This is a genomic window from Pseudomonas oryzihabitans (assembly GCF_014522265.1).
GTDB lineage: Bacteria > Pseudomonadota > Gammaproteobacteria > Pseudomonadales > Pseudomonadaceae > Chryseomonas > Chryseomonas aestiva.
In genome coordinates this window covers 2621548-2637500 of the sequence record NZ_CP017024.1, presented here as the reverse complement: position 1 = coordinate 2637500, position 15953 = coordinate 2621548, and the positions used below count along the sequence as shown (strand labels likewise).

17 protein-coding genes are annotated in these 15953 nt (G+C 64.1%); 3 read left to right on the top strand and 14 right to left on the bottom strand.

The features are described 5' to 3' along the window. Nucleotides 1-38: 38 nt before the first annotated feature. The 10 genes from pdxJ to rpoE all read right to left on the bottom strand — a co-directional run bounded on the left by pdxJ (nucleotide 39) and on the right by rpoE (nucleotide 9044). On the bottom strand, nucleotides 39-779 hold the full coding sequence (gene pdxJ, locus BGI51_RS12215) for a pyridoxine 5'-phosphate synthase (protein WP_187978496.1): 741 nt from the start codon (nucleotides 777-779) through the stop codon (nucleotides 39-41). Nucleotides 780-782: 3 nt separating this feature from the next. Continuing rightward, the gene (recO, locus tag BGI51_RS12210; protein WP_187978495.1) at nucleotides 783-1466 is read right to left on the bottom strand and encodes a DNA repair protein RecO; all 684 of its coding nucleotides are present in this window, start codon (nucleotides 1464-1466) and stop codon (nucleotides 783-785) included. A gap of 2 nt (nucleotides 1467-1468) precedes the next feature. Continuing rightward, the gene (gene era / locus BGI51_RS12205; protein WP_133862947.1) at nucleotides 1469-2374 is read right to left on the bottom strand and encodes a GTPase Era; all 906 of its coding nucleotides are present in this window, start codon (nucleotides 2372-2374) and stop codon (nucleotides 1469-1471) included. Further along, complete coding sequence (gene rnc / locus BGI51_RS12200) at nucleotides 2367-3056, bottom strand: ribonuclease III (protein WP_133862948.1); 690 nt, start codon at nucleotides 3054-3056, stop codon at nucleotides 2367-2369. Before rnc ends, era begins: the two co-directional genes overlap by 8 nt. Next, nucleotides 3053-3448, bottom strand: a complete 396-nt coding sequence (locus BGI51_RS12195; RefSeq protein ID WP_133862949.1) for a DUF4845 domain-containing protein — start codon at nucleotides 3446-3448, stop codon at nucleotides 3053-3055. Before BGI51_RS12195 ends, rnc begins: the two co-directional genes overlap by 4 nt. Further along, nucleotides 3445-4299: a signal peptidase I gene (gene lepB, locus BGI51_RS12190; RefSeq protein WP_133862950.1), complete on the bottom strand. Its 855-nt coding sequence runs from the start codon at nucleotides 4297-4299 to the stop codon at nucleotides 3445-3447. The genes BGI51_RS12195 and lepB overlap by 4 nt, the downstream gene beginning before the upstream one ends. Before the next feature lie 5 nt (nucleotides 4300-4304). Further along, nucleotides 4305-6104, bottom strand: a complete 1800-nt coding sequence (gene lepA, locus BGI51_RS12185; protein WP_187978494.1) for a translation elongation factor 4 — start codon at nucleotides 6102-6104, stop codon at nucleotides 4305-4307. Nucleotides 6105-6251: 147 nt separating this feature from the next. Further along, entirely contained in the window at nucleotides 6252-7676 is a 1425-nt protein-coding gene (locus BGI51_RS12180) for a DegQ family serine endoprotease (RefSeq protein ID WP_187978493.1), read from the bottom strand. Between the two features lie 222 nt (nucleotides 7677-7898). Continuing rightward, the gene (locus BGI51_RS12175; RefSeq protein WP_187978492.1) at nucleotides 7899-8429 is read right to left on the bottom strand and encodes a sigma-E factor negative regulatory protein; all 531 of its coding nucleotides are present in this window, start codon (nucleotides 8427-8429) and stop codon (nucleotides 7899-7901) included. Nucleotides 8430-8462: 33 nt separating this feature from the next. After that, the gene (gene rpoE / locus BGI51_RS12170) at nucleotides 8463-9044 is read right to left on the bottom strand and encodes an RNA polymerase sigma factor RpoE (protein ID WP_026083736.1); all 582 of its coding nucleotides are present in this window, start codon (nucleotides 9042-9044) and stop codon (nucleotides 8463-8465) included. Nucleotides 9045-9375: 331 nt separating this feature from the next. On the opposite strand from rpoE, the gene nadB reads away from it, so the two are divergent. Next, entirely contained in the window at nucleotides 9376-10998 is a 1623-nt protein-coding gene (gene nadB / locus BGI51_RS12165) for an L-aspartate oxidase (protein WP_187978491.1), read from the top strand. Here nadB and BGI51_RS12160 read toward each other — a convergent pair. Next, the gene (locus BGI51_RS12160; protein ID WP_187978490.1) at nucleotides 10955-11407 is read right to left on the bottom strand and encodes a protein YgfX; all 453 of its coding nucleotides are present in this window, start codon (nucleotides 11405-11407) and stop codon (nucleotides 10955-10957) included. The two genes, nadB and BGI51_RS12160, sit on opposite strands and share 44 nt — an antisense overlap. Continuing rightward, the gene (locus tag BGI51_RS12155; RefSeq protein ID WP_133862956.1) at nucleotides 11391-11648 is read right to left on the bottom strand and encodes a succinate dehydrogenase assembly factor 2; all 258 of its coding nucleotides are present in this window, start codon (nucleotides 11646-11648) and stop codon (nucleotides 11391-11393) included. Before BGI51_RS12155 ends, BGI51_RS12160 begins: the two co-directional genes overlap by 17 nt. Nucleotides 11649-11770: 122 nt before the next feature. On the opposite strand from BGI51_RS12155, the gene ygfZ reads away from it, so the two are divergent. After that, nucleotides 11771-12688 carry a CAF17-like 4Fe-4S cluster assembly/insertion protein YgfZ gene (gene ygfZ, locus BGI51_RS12150; protein ID WP_187978489.1) on the top strand — a complete coding sequence of 306 codons (918 nt, stop codon included), beginning with the start codon at nucleotides 11771-11773 and terminating at the stop codon, nucleotides 12686-12688. Nucleotides 12689-12728: 40 nt separating this feature from the next. Further along, the gene (locus BGI51_RS12145) at nucleotides 12729-13559 is read left to right on the top strand and encodes an HDOD domain-containing protein (RefSeq protein ID WP_187978488.1); all 831 of its coding nucleotides are present in this window, start codon (nucleotides 12729-12731) and stop codon (nucleotides 13557-13559) included. Nucleotides 13560-13615: 56 nt separating this feature from the next. On the opposite strand, the gene BGI51_RS12140 is transcribed toward BGI51_RS12145, so the two are convergent. Next, entirely contained in the window at nucleotides 13616-15019 is a 1404-nt protein-coding gene (locus BGI51_RS12140) for a sensor histidine kinase (RefSeq protein WP_187978487.1), read from the bottom strand. Beyond that, nucleotides 15012-15683: a response regulator gene (locus BGI51_RS12135; RefSeq protein ID WP_059313739.1), complete on the bottom strand. Its 672-nt coding sequence runs from the start codon at nucleotides 15681-15683 to the stop codon at nucleotides 15012-15014. Before BGI51_RS12135 ends, BGI51_RS12140 begins: the two co-directional genes overlap by 8 nt. Nucleotides 15684-15953 lie beyond the last annotated feature (270 nt).

Below are 15953 nucleotides of genomic sequence, written 5' to 3'. Positions count from 1 at the left end.
GGGGCGCATTATAGGGGAGTTTCGGAACAGGTCAACAGTTATTTTACGGCCGAGTTGCAGCGGATCAATTCGGCCATGTCCCTGACCGCCTGCTTGAAGCCGACGAAGACTGCCTGGGCGACGATGGCGTGACCGATGTTCAGCTCGTTGATACCTGGCAGGGCCGCGATCGGCTGAACATTGTGGTAGTGCAGGCCATGGCCTGCATTGACCACCAGCCCGAGGCCGGTGGCGAATTCCACGGCCTTGGCCAGGCGCTGCAGCTCCAGGGTCTGCTCGTGCTGGGTATCAGCCTCGGCATAGCGACCGGTGTGCAGTTCGATCACCGGGGCGCCGCAGTCCTTGGCCGCCTGAATCTGCTGCAGATCCGGGTCTATAAAGAGGGACACTTCCGAAGCGGGCAGCGCGGCAATGGCATCGCGGATGCGCTGGACCTGCCCCAGCACATCCAGGCCACCTTCGGTAGTCAGCTCTTCCCGCCGTTCGGGCACCAGGCAGACATGCTCCGGGCGGATCTCCCGAGCGAATGCCAGCATCTCGGGGGTCAGGGCGACTTCGAGATTCATGCGGGTCTGCAGGAGGTCGCGCAGCAGGCGGACATCCCGCTCCTGGATATGGCGACGGTCCTCACGCAGGTGCAGGGTGATGCCATCCGCTCCTGCTTCCTCGGCGTCCAGTGCCGCCTTGACCGGGTCGGGATATCTCGTACCCCGAGCCTGGCGCAGGGTGGCGACATGATCGATGTTGACGCCCAACAGAACACGACTGAACTCTTTCATGGCTTATTCACTTGGCTTGGCGAACAATTCGCGACTCATCAGGGGTTTGCTGCCCAGGTGCGGCGCCAGGGCCTGGCGCATCAGGCGCTTGGCAGCGCGGACTACCGTGGGATCGTCCCATTCGCCGCGATCCAGTGCCAGGATTTCCGCGCCGGCCAGACAGCCCGGGCGAACCTCGTCGACGGGCTCGAAGCCCTGATCCGGAATGAAGCGATAGAGACGCTGGGCTTCGATGGCCCGACCATCCAGGGCCTGGGCCAGCGAAAAACCGTAGCCCAGCAGATCAAGCAGACGCCATTCGAAGGTACGCAACAGGGGTTCGACCGGACGGCCCTGGACCAGGGCGGCCAGGGTCAGACCATAGAGTTCGAAGAGGGCGGGATAGGGATCTTCGGCGGGTAGCAGCCGGACCAGCAGTTCGTTGAGATAGAAGCCACTGAAAAGGGCCTGTCCCTGAAGCAGAAAGGGCGGCGCCAGGGCCGCCACCTTCTGCAGATTCTTCAACTCCCCTCGCCCGCTGAGCTGGGCCTCGAGTGGAATGAAGGGTCTGGCCAGACTCCCGGAGCGGGAGCGGGCCGCGCGCAATACGGTACGGACCCGGCCAAAGGCGCCGAACACATCCACCAGCGCACTGCTTTCCCGGTAGGGGCGCGAATGCAGGACGAACAGCGGCTCGGACGCCTGCATCGCTAGAGGTCGGAGTAACCCAGAGAGCGCAGGGCACGCTCGTCATCGGACCAACCGCCTTTGACCTTGACCCAGAGGTTGAGCATGACCTTGGCGTCGAACAGGGTTTCCATGTCGTGGCGGGCTTCCTGGCCGATCCGCTTGATGCGCTCGCCGGCCTGGCCGATGAGGATCTTCTTCTGGCCATCACGCTCGACCAGAATCAGGCCGTGGATGTGCAGCACGCCGTTGTCGTACTTGAATTCCTCGATCTCGACCGCGACCTGATAGGGCAACTCCGCCCCCAGCTGGCGCATGATCTTTTCCCGGATCAGCTCGGCCGCGAGAAAGCGGCTGGATCTGTCGGTGATCTGGTCCTCGGGGAAGAAGTGGTCACCTTCCGGCAGACGTTCGGCGACCAGCTCTTCGAGGGCGTCGAGATTGTGACCATGCTGGGCGGAGATGGGAATGAGCGCGGCTTCCGGCAACTGCTCCTGCAGCCATTGCAGGTGCGGCAGCATGTCGGCCTTGTCTTCCAGGCGATCCATCTTGTTGACGGCAAGCAGCACCGGGCACTTCACGAAGCGCACTCGCTCCAGCACCATCTGGTCTTCGTCGGTCCAGCGGGTGCGATCGACCACGAACACCACGACGTCCACATCGCGCAGGGCGGTGACGGCCGTCTTGTTCATGAAGCGGTTGAGCGCCTTCTGGTTTTCCTTGTGCAGACCGGGGGTATCCACATAGATGGTCTGGACCTCACCCTCGGTCTTGATGCCAAGCATGTTGTGCCGGGTGGTCTGCGGCTTGCGCGAGGTGATGGCCAGCTTCTGCCCCAGGATATGGTTGAGCAGCGTGGACTTGCCAACGTTGGGGCGACCCACGATGGCTACGTAGCCGCAGCGCGATGCCTTCAGCTCATCATTCATGACCATTCTCCACGCCCAGGGCGATCAAGGCCGCCGAGGCCGCTATCTGTTCGGCGATGCGGCGACTGGCGCCCTGCCCCGTCGTCTTTTCGTTGAGCATGGCGATCTCGCATTCGACGAAGAAGACCCGGCAATGGGGCTCTCCTTCGATGGCGACCACCTCGTAGCGCGGCAGGTCGCAGGCGCGCGCCTGGAGAAACTCCTGCAGCCGCGTCTTGGGATCCTTGTTGGTATCCACCGGCGTCAGCTCGCGAAGTTGCGGACCCAGCCAGGCCATGACCCGGTCTTTCGCCGCGTCCATGCCGGCATCCAGATAGATGCCGCCGATCAGGGCTTCCATGGCATCGGCGAGAATGGATTCGCGACGAAAGCCGCCGCTCTTCAGCTCACCGGAACCCAGGCGCAGGTAGTCACCGAGTTCGAAGCTGCGGGCCAGCAGCGCCAGGGTCTCGCCTTTCACCAGCTTGGCCCGCAAGCGGGACAGCTGGCCTTCGCGGGCCTGGGGGAAGTGATCGTAGAGGGCTTCGCCAATGATGAAGTTGAGGATGGCGTCGCCGAGAAATTCCAGGCGTTCGTTGTTGCGACCGGCAAAGCTGCGGTGCGTGAGGGCGAGCAGCATCAGGTCCGGGTCCTGGAAGGTATAACCCAGCCGACGCTCGAGGCGATCTAGAGATAAAGTCACGGGAGATTTATACGGAAATCACGATTGAAACGAACGACCAGATCGATGTTGCGGATCAGGTGTTCACGTTTTTCATAGTCGAGGTGGATCTGCAGGTGGTTGCCGTCGGCTTCGACGCGCATGGCCTTTTGCAGATCGAGATCACGGATGTCGTTCACCTGCATACCCTTCCCCACGTAGCTGTAGACGTCGGACACGCTGCGAATCTGGTTATCGGGGTTGTCGCCGATGGATTCGATGACCTTGGTCAGAGCATTGTAGTCCAGGTAATGCGGAACGAGTTTCATGGCCGTGCTGGCCAGGAAGGCGATGACGCAGAGTCCGAGCAGACCACCGAGAAACGACAGACCCTGCTGACGCGACGGGAGACCGGGCACTCTGCGTTCATTCATCTGATGATACCTACGCGAGACAGGGTGGGCATGCTCTGCAGCTTGGGCTCCGGCCAGCTCAGCCAGACGGCGAAGGCCTTGCCGACGATGTTGCGGTCGGGAACCATGCCCAGCAGATCACGGGGAATGTTGGGATCGTCCCAGTAGCGACTGTCGTTGGAGTTGTCGCGGTTGTCACCCATCATGAAGTAGTGACCGGCCGGCACCTTCCACTCGTGGTCGGGCTCCATGCGATAGCGGGTCATCTCCTCGCGGATCAGGTGTTCGGCCTTGCCCAGTTGTTCCTTGAACAGCTTGACGCTGCCCAGCGAACCCGGCTCGTCGCCTACCAGCTCCTCGCTGACGCGCTGGCCGTTGATGTACAGCTGCTTGTCGCTGGTATAGCGGATGGTATCGCCCGGCACGCCGATCACGCGCTTGATGTAGTTGACGCTGGGATCGCTGGGATAGCGGAACACCATGACGTCGCCACGCTGCGGATCACCGATCGGGATGACCTTGAGATCGATCACCGGCAGGCGGATGCCGTAGGCGAATTTGTTCACCAGGATGAAGTCGCCCACTTCCAGGGTCGGCTTCATGGAGCCCGAAGGAATCTGGAACGGCTCCACCAGGAAGGATCTCAGGATCAGCACGATGGCCAGGACGGGAAAGAAGGACTTCCCGTACTCGACCAGCGCCGGTTCCTTGTTCAACTGCTCCAGGACCACGGGATCAGGCTCGCTGACCTGCTGCCCGTAGGTCTGGATCGCCTTGCGACGACGCGGTGCGAGCACCAGCAGATCGATGAGCGCCAGGGCGCCGCAGACGGCGACCGCGAGAACCAGCAACAGAGGGAAGTTCCAGGACATGGGCTTCAGCTATCCACCTTGAGCACGGCCAGGAAGGCCTCTTGAGGAATCTCTACGCTACCAACCTGCTTCATGCGTTTCTTGCCCGCCTTCTGCTTTTCCAGCAGCTTGCGCTTACGGGAGACGTCACCGCCATAGCATTTGGCCAGGACGTTCTTGCGCAGCGCCTTGACGGTGGTGCGGGCGACGATCTGACCGCCAATGGCTGCCTGGATCGCCACGTCGAACATCTGCCGCGGGATCAGCTCCTTCATCTTCTCGGTCAGGGCGCGACCCTTGTAGTGCGCCTTGTCGCGATGGACGATCAGGGCCAGGGCGTCGACCTTCTCGCCGTTGATGAGGACGTCGAGCTTGACCAGGCTGGCCGCCTCGAAGCGATCGAAGCTGTAATCGAGCGACGCATAGCCGCGACTCACCGACTTCAGGCGGTCGAAGAAGTCCAGTACCACCTCGTTCATCGGCAGGTCGTAGCTGACCTGCACCTGGCTGCTGAGGAACTGCATGTCGCGCTGGACGCCACGCTTTTCAATGCAGAGGGTGATGACGTTGCCCAGGTGCTCCTGGGGTACCAGGATGTTGGCGCGGACGATGGGCTCGCGCATCTCGGCGACGGAGGCCAGGTCCGGCAGTTTCGAGGGGTTGTCGACATAGATGGTGCTGCCATCCTTGAGCACCACCTCGAAGACCACGGTCGGCGCCGTGGTGATGAGGTCGAGATCATATTCGCGCTCCAGGCGCTCCTGGATGATCTCCATGTGCAGCATGCCGAGGAAGCCGATGCGGAAGCCGAAGCCGAGGGCCTCGGAGCTTTCCGGCTCGTATTGCAGGGCCGCGTCGTTGAGGGTGAGCTTCTGCAGCGCTTCGCGGAAGTCCTCGAAGTCGTCGGAGCTGACCGGGAACAGACCGGCGTAGACCTGCGGCTTGACCCGCTGGAAGCCCGGCAGCATGGCCACGTCAGGGGTGGCGCTGAGGGTCAGGGTGTCACCGACCGGAGCACCGAGGATTTCCTTGATGCCGGCGATGATGAAGCCTACTTCACCGGCCTTCAGGTCAGGCATCTCGGTGTGCTTGGGCGAGAAGACACCGACGCTGTCGACCTGGTGCACCTTGCCGGTGGACTTGACCAGGATCTTGTCGCCCTTCTTGACCCGACCGTGCTTGACGCGCACCAGCGAGACGACGCCCAGGTAGTTGTCGAACCAGGAGTCGATGATCAGGGCCTGCAGCGGTGCGTCGATCTCGCCTTCCGGCGGCGGAATGACCTTGACCAGTTGTTCGAGCACCTCGGGTACGCCCATGCCGCTCTTGGCACTGCAGGGCACGGCGTCGGTGGCATCGATGCCGATGATGTGCTCGATCTCGGCCTTGACCTTGTCCGGATCGGCCTGGGGCAGATCCATCTTGTTCAACACCGGCATGACCTCGAGGCCCTGCTCGATGGCGGTGTAGCAGTTGGCGACCGACTGGGCTTCCACGCCCTGCCCCGCGTCCACCACCAGCAGCGCGCCTTCGCAGGCGGCCAGCGAGCGGCTGACCTCATAGGTGAAGTCGACGTGGCCAGGGGTATCGATGAAGTTGAGCTGGTAGGTCTTACCGTCTTCGGCCTTGTAGTACAGCGTAACGCTGTGGGCCTTGATGGTGATGCCGCGCTCACGCTCGAGATCCATGGAATCCAGGACCTGGGCCTCCATTTCTCGGTCGCTCAAACCACCACACATCTGGATGAACCGATCCGCAAGCGTCGACTTGCCGTGATCGATGTGGGCGATGATGGAGAAATTGCGGATATGGCTCAGATCACTCACGAATCAGCACTCGAATAGCCAGCGGCGGAACATCCGCCGGGAAAATAGCGGGGGAGTTTACCTGAATGCGGCAAACAAGGGGACTCGCGCCGTTCGAGCGGACAAAAAGAAGGGGCGGTCGCCCGCCCCTACGCGCCTGCCTTGCCGTTACTTGCCCGGCAGCTTGAAGGTGATGAAGCTGGCGCGACCGTCGCGCACCACGCGCATCGAGATGGAACGACCCGCCGGCAGCGCCGAGGTGATCTTCTCGAAGGCCGGGGCCGATTCGATCGGCTGGTTGTTCAGGTGGGTGATGACATCGCCCGGACGCAGGCCGATGGCCGCAGCGGGACCGTCGCCACTCAACTTGTTGATGACCACACCGCCCTGGATATCCAGGGTCTTCTTCTGCTCGGGCGTCAGATTGGCGACGGCGATGCCCAGGCGATTGCTGGCGCGGTCGGAGCCACGCTCGCCACCGGAAGCGGCCTGGTCATCCTTCGGCATGTCGCCCACGGTAACGCTGAGGTTCTGCCGCTTGCCTTCGCGGATGATCTCCATGTCGGCCTTGGCACCCGGCTTGAGGTTGCCGATCAGGTGCGGCAGGTCGGCGGACTCCTCGATCTTCTGACCATTGACCGAGAGGATGACGTCACCCACCTTGATGCCGCTCTTGGCGGCGGGACCGTCGTCCAGGGTCTGGGCGACCAGGGCACCCGCCGGACGATCCAGGCCGAAGGATTCGGCAAGGTCCTTGTCCACTTCCTGGATGACCACGCCGAGCCAGCCGCGACTGACCTTGCCTTCGGTCTTGAGCTGATTGGCCACGTTCATGGCGACGTCGATCGGGATGGCGAAGGACAGCCCCATGAAGCCCCCGGAGCGGGTGAAGATCTGCGAGTTGATCCCGACCACTTCCCCCTTGAGGTTGAACAGGGGGCCGCCGGAGTTGCCCGGGTTGATGGCTACGTCGGTCTGGATGAAGGGGACGTAGCTTTCATTGGGCAGGCTGCGACCCTTGGCGCTGACAATGCCGGCGGTGACCGAATGATCGAAGCCGAAGGGTGAGCCGATGGCCAGCACCCATTCACCCACCTTGAGCTGGTCGGAGTTGCCCAGCTTGAGGGTAGGCAGGTCCTTCGCGTCGATCTTCAGCAGGGCCACATCGGTGCGGGGATCCGCGCCGATCAGTTTGGCGGTATGGTCGCTGCGGTCGGACAGGCGCACCAGGATCTCGTCGGCATCGGCGACCACATGATTGTTGGTCAGGATGTAGCCATCGGGCGAGATGATGAAGCCGGAACCCAGCGACTGGGCCTGCTCCTGCTTGCCCCGGGGACTGCGCGGCATCTGCGGAATGCTGCGCTCGAAGAATTCACGGATACCCGGTGGCAGGCCTTCCAGGTCGGGCATGGTCATGGCGCCGGCGCCGCGACCTTCGGGAATTTTCTGCCGGGTGCTGATGTTGACGACCGCGGGAGATGCCGCCTCGACCAGCCCGGTGAAATCCGGCAGATCGGCCCGGGCCATGGCCGTCATTCCCATCAGCCAGAGCCCCATCAGGGCAGCCGTGTAATGCTTTAGATTGCGCATGCGCATGCAGCTCCACTCTATCCAATGACTTGAACACATCGCTGGCGACCTGCCTTTCCGGGATCGGAGGCACTGTCAGTGACGACTGGCAGCAGAAATACCACGCCCTTGCTGAACGATAGCTTTCGAAGCTTTTTTGCGACCTGGTCGAAAATCTCCAGGGCAAAAAAAACGGCGCCTGGAGCTGGGCTCCGGGCGCCGTTTCGAGGTGAAGCCAGCGGATCAGCGCTGGGCAGGAGCGTCCTGCTTTTCACCTGCTGCAGGCTGATCAGCCTTGACCTGGGCGTTGGCCTTGGTGCTTTCTTCGCTGAAGCTGGCCAATACAGCCGGGCTACGTGCGGGTTGTGGCACGGTCAGCTGGCTCGGCGCCTGCTGGGCCAGACCCTGGGTGGAGACGTCGGACTGGTTGTACATCCGCACGCCTGCCAGTACGGCGAAGGTCACGGACGCAGCGACCGCGACACGACCCAGGCTCGACCAACGACCCTTGCTCGCCTGAGCGGCAACAGGTGCTGCTACTGGCGCTGTGGCGACCTCATCACGCTCCAGCGTGGTGGTGACGCCTTTGGCGATATCCAGATTCGGCAGCATGGGCTCACCGCGAATCACGGCGCTGACCATGGCGTAGCGCGACCAGGTGGCGCGCAATTCCGGGTCCTTGCTGACCTCGGCGATGACGCGCCGGGTTTCGAATTCGTCCGCTTCGTTATCCATAACAGCGGACAGGGATTCCAGCAGGGCTTCACGACTCATACGTATTACCTCTCTAAAAGCTGTCGCCGCTGTCTATGCATCACGCAGCAGGGGCTGCAATGCTTTGTCTATCGCTTCCCGAGCCCGGAAAATCCGGGACCGGACCGTTCCCACCGGACATTGCATAACATTGGCAATGTCCTCGTAGCTGAGGCCTTCGAACTCGCGAAGAGTCAGCGCGGTGCGCAGATCTTCCGGGAGTTGCTGGATGGTCCGATGCACGGTGGCCTCGATCTCATCCCGCAAAAGGGACCGCTCCGGGGACTCGATATCCTTTAGAGCATGGTCGCCTTCATAAAATTCCGCATCTTCGGCACTGACGTCGCTATCCGGTGGACGACGACCCCGGGCAACCAGATGGTTCTTTGCCGTGTTGATGGCGATGCGATAGAGCCAGGTGTAGAAAGCACTATCGCCACGGAAGTTCCCGAGGGCACGATAGGCTTTGATAAAAGCCTCCTGAGCGACGTCCTGGGCTTCCTGGGTATCGTGGACGAAACGCACGATCAGACCGAGAATCTTGTGCTGATACTTGAGCACCAGCAGGTCAAAGGCACGCTTGTCGCCGCGCTGTACGCGCTCGACCAGTTGTTGATCCTGCTCCTGAGTGGGCAGGACTTGCTTGCTATCCTTGGCTTGCAGCTCGGTATCGTCCTTGCCTTCACTATCGACGCGCGCTGCTAGACTGGGCTGTTGCACGAAGTTTCTCCCCTCCACAGCAGTTGATGAGCGAGCACTGAAATGGCTGCTAATCGCTCCTGGGTATCACTGATTTAGCTTTGGCAGATGGCCCATTCTCGTCCAGGCACTCCGGCCGCACGGATGAGCGATTATCTGTACATAGACCCCGTTTGACGCCCGCGAGTTCCCTGCCCCCTTGCCATCGATGGCTATGCCGTCAGTCGCCGTGTTCCTATACTCGCCGTCTCGGTGAGAAGGAAACGTCATGGCGCGTCATCTGGAATTCGATGTCCTGGTAATCGGCAGTGGCGCCGCAGGCCTGACGCTTGCGCTCAATCTGCCCGCGACGCTGTCGATCGCGGTGCTGAGCAAGGGCGAGTTGGCGCATGGCTCGACCTACTGGGCGCAGGGGGGTGTCGCCGCCGTGCTGGACGAGGGCGATACCGTCGAGGCGCACGTGCAGGATACCCTAGTCGCGGGCGCCGGGCTGTGTGACGAAGCCGCCGTGCGCTTCACCGTCGAGCACAGCCGCGAGGCCATGCAGTGGCTGATCGACCAGGGCGTACCCTTCACCCGCGAGCAGGACGGCGCCAAGGGTGGCCTGGGCTTTCACCTGACCCGGGAAGGCGGCCACAGCCACAGACGCATCATTCACGCCGCCGATGCCACCGGCATGGCGATCTTCGACACCCTGCTGCGGACCGCGGAAGGCCGTCCCAATATCCAGCTGCTCAGCCAGCGCGTGGCGGTGGATCTGATCACCACGGAAAAACTCGGCCGGCAGGGTACGCGCTGCCTGGGCGCCTATGTGCTCGACCGCACCAGCGACCAGGTGGATACCTTGCACGCGCGTTTCACGGTGCTGGCCACTGGTGGCGCCAGCAAGGCCTACCTCTATAGCACCAACCAGGACAGCGCCAGCGGTGACGGCATCGCCATGGCCTGGCGCGCCGGCTGCTCGGTAGCCAATCTGGAATTCAACCAGTTCCATCCTACCTGCCTCTATCACCCCCATGCGCGGAGCTTCCTGATCACCGAAGCCCTGCGTGGCGAGGGGGCCGTATTGCGCCTGCCCGATGGCGAGCGTTTCATGCCGCGCTTCGACCCCCGCGCCGACCTGGCACCGCGCGACGTGGTGGCGCGGGCCATCGATCACGAGATGAAGCGCCTGGGCATCGACTGCGTCTTTCTCGACATCAGCCACAAGCCGGCGGACTTCGTGCAGGAGCACTTCCCGACGGTCTATCGCCGCTGCCTGGAACTGGGCATCGACATCACCCGCGATCCGATCCCCGTGGTACCGGCCGCGCACTACACCTGTGGCGGGGTGCGCGTCGATGAGCACGGGCGCTCGGATCTCGCCGGCCTCTACGCCATCGGCGAAACCAGCTGTACCGGTCTGCATGGCGCCAATCGCATGGCCAGCAATTCATTGCTGGAGTGCTTCGTCTACGCACGCTCGGCGGCACTGGACATCCAGGCGCAAGAGGCCGAGATCGCCATGCCGCGCGACCTGCCCGACTGGGATGCCAGCCAGGTGACGGACTCGGACGAGGACGTGGTGATCGCGCACAACTGGGACGAATTGCGGCGCTTCATGTGGGACTATGTCGGCATCGTGCGCACCACCAAGCGACTGGTGCGCGCCCGCCATCGGATTCGGCTGCTGATGGACGAGATCGACGAGTTCTACAGCAATTACCGGGTCAGCCGCGATCTGATCGAATTGCGCAACCTGGCACAGGTCGCGGAGCTGATCATCGAAAGCGCCCTCGCCCGCCAGGAGAGTCGCGGCCTGCACTTCACCCTGGACTATCCGCAACTTGCCAGCACGGCCCGGGACACTATTCTGGTGCCGCGAACCGGCGCGGCGCGAAGCGAAGCCTGACTCTCAGGCGGCGATGGGCGTCCGCGGTGAGGCTGTCGCGCGCGACGCAGAGACTGCGGGTGCGTCTTTCGTCCGGCACCCGATAACGCAGCACCACCAGCCGCGCTAGCGCCAGGCTGTCCGGGCGCACCTGGATGGCCTGCCAGCCGGTCGCTGGCGACCAGAGCTGCCACCCCTCGGCGCCATGCCGCAGCCGCCGTGGCACGCCCGGGTAGCGCTGCTGGAGCTGGCGCTGGCGCACGCGCTGCCAGGACCAGAACACCAGTAGCGTCAGCAGGGGCTTGAGCGTCCAGGGAATGGCCGCCAGCCAGGGGCAGATCCCCGCGCCGAAGGCGGCCAGGGCGTGCAGCCGGAGGAGGCCGGCAGAGGCGCTCCAGCGGCATTCGAAGGGCTCAAGCCGGCTGGACACGGTCCAGGATCATGCGCACGATGAGCTGCAGATCGGCGTCTTCCGGTTCGCCACGCTGCATGAACCAGTGGAACATGTCCTGATCCTCGCACTCGAGCAGCTTGCGATAGCGTGCCTGGTCTTCCGCGCCCAGGGAGGAATAGACCTCCTTGACGAAGGGCACCAGCAATACATCCAGTTCCAGCATGCCGCGACGGCTGTGCCAGTACAATCTGTTGAGTTCGGTAGCTTCGGTACTCATGGGGACTCCTGCGACAATCGGCGCAGTATAAGCCCGAAGCGCCCCGCCGCGCAGTGCGCCTGACATTCACCCCGGGCACGCCTATGATGAGCGGCTTCACTCGACACGGAGCTGCTGCCGCAATGGCCGACTCGCCGTATTTCTGCCGCTTGACCCACGAAGGCGTCCTGGCCCTCCGCGGAGTCGATGCGACCAAGTTTCTCCAGGGGCAGGTGACCTGCAACCTCAACTATCTCGCTGACGACCAGGCCGGCCTGGGGGGTCGCTGCACGCCCAAGGGGCGCCTGGTGTCCAGCTTCCGCATCGTCAAGCAGGCCGACGGCTATCTGCTGGCGATGGCCGCGGAGCTGGTCGAGCCCTTGCTGACCGATCTGAAGAAGTATGCGGTCTTCTCCAAGTCGACGCTGACCGATGAAAGCAGCCACTGGCAACGCCTGGGGCTCTCTGCCGCCGGTTTCGCCAGCGCCTATCCCGACGTCGTGCTGGGTGACCAGGCCAATGCCGTGGCGCCGCTCGATGGCGGCTTCGCCCTGCGGCTGGAGGATGGCCGGGTCGAGACCTGGCGCGCCGTGGACGCAGCGGCGCCAGCCTTGCCGGAGGTCGCGCTCGATGAGTGGCTGCTGGCCCAGGTGCGGGCCGGCGTGGGCCAGGTGTTCGGCGCGACCCGCGAGCTGTTCGTCCCGCAGATGATCAATCTGCAGGCGCTGGATGGCGTGAGCTTTCGCAAGGGCTGCTACACCGGCCAGGAGATCGTCGCCCGCATGCAGTACCTGGGCAAGCTCAAGCGGCGCCTCTATCGGCTCGCCGGCAGCGACCAGACCCCCGCCGTGGGTACCGAGCTGTTCTCGCCGGTGCATGGCAGCAGCGTGGGCGAGGTGGTGCTCGCCGCGTCTAGCGCCGAGGGCTGCGAATTCCTGGCGGTGCTGCAGGGCGATGCCGCCGAGGATGGACGCGTCTCGGTGGGCAGCTCGGGCGGGCCAAACTGCCGTTTACTCGATTTGCCCTACTCACTCGATAGCGATCGTGAAATAAAGCGCTGAAGGTTGGGATCGCCTTTTCCGCTCCTCACACAGGTACGTCATGACTCCTCTTGCCGAAAAAGTTGTCCAGGATCTTCTGCACGCGATAGACACGGATCGCGTGGTGCTGCCCACCCTTCCCGAGGTGGCGCTGAAGGTCAGAGAAGCGGCCGAAGACCCCAACGTGGGTGTCGCCGAGCTGAGCCGGGTGATCGCCATGGACGCCGCCCTGACCGCGCGCCTGATCAAGGTGGTCAACAGCCCGCTGCTGCGCACCAGCAAGGAGATCACCGACCTGCAGATGGCGGTCGGGCGCCTGGGCATCAACTACACGGCGAACCTGGCCACGGGCCTGGCCATGCAGCAGATGTTCCAGGCCACCAGCGACGCCGTGGATCGCAAGATGCGCGAGGTCTGGAGCCAGGGCACCGAGATCGCCGCCATCAGCCATGCGCTGTGCAAGAAGTACACGCGCCTGATGGCCGACCGCGCCCTGCTCGCCGGCTTGGTGCACCAGATCGGCGTGCTGCCGATCCTCACCTATGCCGAAGAACAGGAAGAGCTGCTGGCCAACGCCATCACCCTCGACCAGGTGACGGCGCGCATCCATCCGCAGATCGGTGAACGCATTCTCAAGGTCTGGGACTTCCCGGCCGACATCGCCTGCGTGCCCCGGGAGTATCTGGTGCTGGAACGCCAGCCCGCGGCGGCCGACTATGCCGATATCGTGCAGATCGCTACCCAGCTGCACGCGCAGCGCCAGGGTCAGCAGGAGATCGCGGTGCAGACGCTGCCGGCCGGCGTCCGCCTGGGGCTGAACAACCAGCCCGATCCCGCCCAGGATCAGTCCTTCTGGGACGCGGTGGAACAGTCGCGCACCCTGCTCGGCTGAGCATCGGGCTTGGCTGAAACGTCGCCTAGCGAAGGTCCGGCACTTTTAGACAAGGCCTAGGCTTCCTCGGCGGGAAATTCGACCCGCACCCGTAGCCCGCCAAGCGCGCCGTCCAGCAACTGGATACGCGCGCGGTGGGCGGCGCAGATCTCCCCGACGATGGCCAACCCCAGACCGGCGCCCCCGGACTGCGGATCCAGGCGCTGAAAGCGCTCGAAGACCTTGACCCGCGCATTGGCCGGAATGCCGGGACCGTCATCCTCGACTTCCAGCACCGCCGGCGCCAGCACCCGCACCACGATGTTGCCACCTGGCTGGCTGTGGGCCAGGGCGTTTTCCACCAGGTTGCAGAGCAGCTCGTTGAGCAGCGTCGGCTCACCGATCACCGGCGCCTTGGCGAAGGGCTCGAAGGCCAGGGCGACGCCCTTGGCATGGGTCAGCGGCGCCAGCGCCATGGCCAGCTCCCTGGCCAGTTCGCTGAGCTCCAGCCGTTCGGCGCCACCCTCGGCGATGGCCTGGGCGCCGCTCTCGATGCGTGCCAGCGACAGCAGCTGGTTGGCCAGGCGCGCCAGGCGATCGGTGCTCGCGCGGGTCTCTTCCAGGGTGGCGTACCAGGCCTGGGGCTCGCGTTCACGCAGGCCCAGTTCGACTCGCGCCTTGATCGCCGCCAGCGGGGTGCGCAATTCGTGGGCGGCGTTGGCGATGAAGTCGGCCTGGCGCTCGAACAGCCGGCGCAGGCGCAGGGTGAAGCCCTCCAGGGCATGCACCAAGGGCAGCAGTTCCTGGGGCGCCCGCACCTCGGGCAGCGGGCGCAGGTCGTCCACCCCACGCTCTTCCACGGCCTGGCGCAGGCGCTCCAGGGGCCGCAGGGCGGCGCCGACCGCCATCCACACCAGCAGGATGGCACCCAGCCCCATCAGCCCGAGGCGGATCAGGGTGTCGGTGAGCAGACTGCGGGCCACCTCCTCGCGAGCTTCGGCGGTCTCAGCGACGCGGATCTCGGCCATGCCGGTGAGATCCGGCTGGCTGACCGGCTGGGCCAGGCTGACCACCCGCACGTCTTTGCCGCGATAGGTGCTGTTGTAGAAGCGCGCCAGGGCCGGATAGTCGCGGGTCAGGGGGGCGCCCGGCGGCGGGGGCGGGATCTCTTCGTAGCCGGAGATCAGCCGGCCACGGGTATCCAGCACCTGGTAGAAGATGCGCCCCACGTTGTCGTAGGCGAAATTGTCCAGGGCGATGTAGGGCACATCGGCGCGCAGGGTGCCGTTGGACGCCGACAGGCCCGCGGCGATGGTCCGGGCCGAAGCCAGCAGCGTCCGGTCATAGGCCACGTCGGCCAGGCGCCGGCCATTGAGATAGGCCGCCAGACTGCTGATCGCCAGGATCACCGCAAGCAGGATGACCATTCGCAGCAGCAGGCGGCCACGCAGGCTGCCCGCCGCCTTCGCCACTTCAGCCATGCTGTTCTTCCAGCAGATAGCCCAGGCCGCGAAAGGTGACGATGCGTACCGCGCCGGCTTCCAGCTTCTTGCGCAGGCGGTGGACATAGATCTCGATGGCCTCGGGACTGGCCTCTTCGTCCAGACCGAAGACCTGGGCGGCGAGTTGCTCCTTGCTCATGACCCGTCCGGGACGGGCGATCAGCGCAGCCAGCACGGCGTGCTCGCGGGAGGTGAGCGACAGCGCCTCCTCGCCCAGGGTGAAGCGCGAGGTATTGAGGTCGTAGATCAGCGGACCGCAGCGCTGCTGGCGATCGCCGCCCAGCACGCTGCGGCGCAGCAGGGCCTTGACCCGGGCTTCCAGCTCGGTGAGTTCGAAGGGCTTGGCCAGGTAGTCGTCGGCGCCAAGATTGAGGCCCTGCACCCGGTCCTTGACCTCGCCACGGGCGGTGAGCATCAGCACCGGCAGGCGATCGCCGCGCTCGCGCAGGCGCGCCAGCACCTCGAAGCCATCCATGCGCGGCAGGCCGACGTCGAGAATGGCCAGGGCATAGCTTTCACTCTGCAGGGCCAGGTCGGCGGCCACGCCATCGTTGAGCAGATCGACGTTGAGCCCGGCACTCTTGAGCGCCTGGGCGACGCTTTCGGCCAGAGGCGGATGATCTTCGACCAGTAGGATGCGCACGCTGACAGCTCCTGCCTAAAAGGCCCGAGTTTACCGGATAGTGGCCCCTTGACCCGTTGCCCGCCCCGCACATTCGTTGCCTTTCACGACTGAAAGGCTGTTGAAAGCTTGGCGGTCTAGAGTGAAAGGTAGCGGTCCCAGAACCGCATGATGCTTGCCCAAGCGCCACCCCTGGTTGGCCAACAACAATAACAAGCGGAACGACATCCATGCTCGCCCTCGCGCAGCTCCACGTGCTCCCGTGCTACCTCTCCGAACGATCGCCGCCAT

Coding starts and splice junctions, on each gene's coding strand:
- pdxJ (WP_187978496.1), bottom strand. CDS start 779: ATGAAAGAGTTCAGTCGTGTTCTGTTGGGCGTCAACATCGATCATGTC.
- recO (WP_187978495.1), bottom strand. CDS start 1,466: ATGCAGGCGTCCGAGCCGCTGTTCGTCCTGCATTCGCGCCCCTACCGG.
- era (WP_133862947.1), bottom strand. CDS start 2,374: ATGAATGATGAGCTGAAGGCATCGCGCTGCGGCTACGTAGCCATCGTG.
- BGI51_RS12195 (WP_133862949.1), bottom strand. CDS start 3,448: ATGAATGAACGCAGAGTGCCCGGTCTCCCGTCGCGTCAGCAGGGTCTG.
- lepB (WP_133862950.1), bottom strand. CDS start 4,299: ATGTCCTGGAACTTCCCTCTGTTGCTGGTTCTCGCGGTCGCCGTCTGC.
- BGI51_RS12180 (WP_187978493.1), bottom strand. CDS start 7,676: ATGCGCAATCTAAAGCATTACACGGCTGCCCTGATGGGGCTCTGGCTG.
- BGI51_RS12175 (WP_187978492.1), bottom strand. CDS start 8,429: ATGAGTCGTGAAGCCCTGCTGGAATCCCTGTCCGCTGTTATGGATAAC.
- nadB (WP_187978491.1), top strand. CDS start 9,376: ATGGCGCGTCATCTGGAATTCGATGTCCTGGTAATCGGCAGTGGCGCC.
- BGI51_RS12155 (WP_133862956.1), bottom strand. CDS start 11,648: ATGAGTACCGAAGCTACCGAACTCAACAGATTGTACTGGCACAGCCGT.
- ygfZ (WP_187978489.1), top strand. CDS start 11,771: ATGGCCGACTCGCCGTATTTCTGCCGCTTGACCCACGAAGGCGTCCTG.
- BGI51_RS12145 (WP_187978488.1), top strand. CDS start 12,729: ATGACTCCTCTTGCCGAAAAAGTTGTCCAGGATCTTCTGCACGCGATA.
- BGI51_RS12140 (WP_187978487.1), bottom strand. CDS start 15,019: ATGGCTGAAGTGGCGAAGGCGGCGGGCAGCCTGCGTGGCCGCCTGCTG.